Here is a 2823-nt window from a genome sequence, read left to right as displayed (position 1 = left end):
CCGCCCCCGGGCCGCAACCGACGGATCCGCCCCTACCGCAGGCCCCGCCCGACCCGACATCCTGGTCGCAGCCCAGCGGCGACCAGCCCAGCCAGTTCCCAGGGACGCAGCCGTTCCCGCCCGGACTGGGCGTACCGGAACCGGCACCTCAGTCGCCGATACCCGGGCCGGTACCTGCCCCACCGGCGGACACGGATCTGCCCGGGCTGCCCGGGCCGCTGGACGACCCGAACGCCCCCACCGCGTCGTCCTGGCCGGCGGGGTGGGCGGGACCGGCGTGGCCGAATCCCGACATTGATGTGACCGCCCACGGTGCTGCGATGTCCACCGACCCCGGCCAGCCGCACATCGACAATCGGAGGGCCGACGAGGGCAGCGGGAACCTCGGCGACTGGGCCACCTACCAGGGGACGGACATGGACTGGCAACCATCCCCAGCGGTGACCCACACCGACGCCGGCACTCTCCACGCCGGCGACACCCTCCATCACCCAGGCGACGAGCCACCCACCCCCGCCCCACTCCACCCCGACCAACCCCAACCCCAACCCACTGCGGGCAGCCAGTGGGTGCGCGACCGGGATGGGGCCCGGACGCTGTTCAACCAGCACGCCGGCCACATCGCCACCACAACGCAGCAGCAGGAGCAGCTGCGGCAGTTGTGGAACGCCCTGATCGACCGTATGGACGACGACGGGATCATCACCGCCAGCGAGCCAACCCTCGCCGATGCGGCATCCATACCGCCGTCGACGGTGCATAACCGGATCGTGGCATTGCGCGAGCGTGGTCTGCTGCGGCTGGTCCGGGAAGGTCACGGTGGCGTGGCGGCGCGGTACAGGGTGAGCGATCCGGGTCAGCCCCGGCAAGCACCGTTGCCGGCCCTTCCCGCGGGCAGCCAGTGGGTGCGCGACCGGGATGGGGCCCGGACGCTGTTCGACCAGCATGCCGGCCACATCGCCACCACAACGCAGCAGCAGGAGGAGCTGCGGCAGTTGTGGAACGCCCTGATCGACCGTATGGACGACGACGGGCTCATCACCGCCAGCGAGCCAACCCTCGCCGATGCGACATCCACACCGCGGTCGACGGTGCATAACCGGATCGGGGCATTGCGCGAGCGTGGTCTGCTGCGGCTGGTCCGGGAAGGTCACGGTGGCGTGGCGGCGCGGTACAGGGTGACCGATCCGGGTCCGCCCCGGCAAGCATTGCCGGCCCTTCCCGCGGGCAGCCAGTGGGTGCGCGACCGGGATGGGGCCCGGACGCTGTTCAACCAGCACGCCGGCCACATCGCCACCACAACGCAGCACCAGGAGCAGCCGCTGCGGCAGTTGTGGAACGCCCTGATCGACCGTATGGACGGCGACGGGCTCATCACCGCCAGCGGGTCAACCCTCGCCGATGCGACATCCACAGCGCGGCCGACGGTGCATAACCGGATCGTGGCATTGCGCGACCATGGTCTGCTGCAGCTGGTCCGGGAAGCACACGGTGGCGTGGCGGCGCGGTACAGGGTGACCGATCCGGGTCCGCCCCGGCAAGCACCGGTGCCGGGCCCTGCCCCCGAAGGGGACCGCCCGCAGGGTAGTGCGGACCTGTCCTGGCTGAACCACGGGGATACGTCGCCGGTGCCCGGGCCGGTACCTGCCCCACCGGCGGGCACGGGTCTGCCCGGGCTGCCCGGGCCGCTGGACGACCCGAACGCCCCCACCACATCGTCCTGGCCGCCGGCGGGGCCGGCCGCATCGTCCTGGCCGGCGGGGTGGACGGAACCGGCGGGGCCGGGTCCCGGCAGTGGTGTCACCGACGGGCACTACGGTGCTGCGATGTCCACCTACCCCGGCCAGCAGCGCATCGACAATCAGGCCGGCGCCGGCAGCGGGAACCTCGGCGACTGGGCCACCTACCAGGGGACGGACATGGACTGGCAACCCTCCCCAGCGGTGACCCGCACCGACGCCGGCACTCTCCACGCCGGCGACACCCTCCATCACCCGGCCGACGAGCCACCCACCCCCGCCCCACTCCACCCCGACCAACCCCAACCCCAACCCACTGCGGGCAGCTGGGTGCGCGACCCGGATAGGGCCCGGACGCTGTTCAACCAGCACGCCGGCCACATCGCCACCACAACGGGGCAGCGGGAGGAGCTGCGGCAGTTGTGGAACGCCCTGATCCGCAGTATGAACGACGGGTACATCACCGTCAGCGAGCAAGCCCTCGCCCGTGCGGCAGGCACATCGCAGCCGACGGCGCATCGCCGGATCGGGGCATTGCGCGACCATGGTCTGCTGCAGCTGGTCCGGGAAGCACACGGTGACGTGGCGGCGCGGTACAGGGTGACCGATCCGGGTCAGCCCCGGCAAGCACCGGTGCCGGCCCTTCCTGCAGGCAGCCAGTGGGTGCGCGACCCGGATGGGGCCTGGACGCTGTTCAACCAGCACGTCGGCCACATCGCCACCACAACGCAGCAGCAGGATCAGCTGCGGCAGTTGTGGAACGCCCTGATCCGCAGTATGAACGACGAAGGGTTCATCACCGTCAGCGAGCCAGCCCTCGCCCGTGCGGCAGGCACATCGCAGCCGACGGCGCATCGCCGGATCCGGGCATTGCGCGACCATGGTCTGCTGCAGCTGGACCGGGAAGCACACGGTGGCGAGGCGGCGCGGTACAGGGTGACCGATCCGGGTCCGCTCCGGCAAGCACCGGTGCCGGGCCCTGCCCTCGGACCGGACCGCCCGCAGCAGGGTGAGGACCTGTCCTGGCGGTACCACGGGGATACGTCGCCGATGTCCGGGCCGGTACCTGCCCCGCCGGCGGGCA

At 71.7% G+C, this 2823-nt stretch carries 1 pseudogene; it reads left to right on the top strand.

The features are described from left to right. Positions 1–320: 320 nt before the first annotated feature. A pseudogene (locus tag ACGFIZ_RS34105) lies at positions 321–2823 on the top strand (hypothetical protein); the annotation flags it as partial.

Origin of the sequence: Micromonospora sp. NPDC048830 (genome assembly GCF_043198215.1) — a bacterium.
Classification (GTDB): Bacteria; Actinomycetota; Actinomycetes; order Mycobacteriales; family Micromonosporaceae; genus Micromonospora.
Note: the sequence above shows the minus strand (reverse complement) of the source record. Positions and strands in the feature narration are given on the sequence as shown.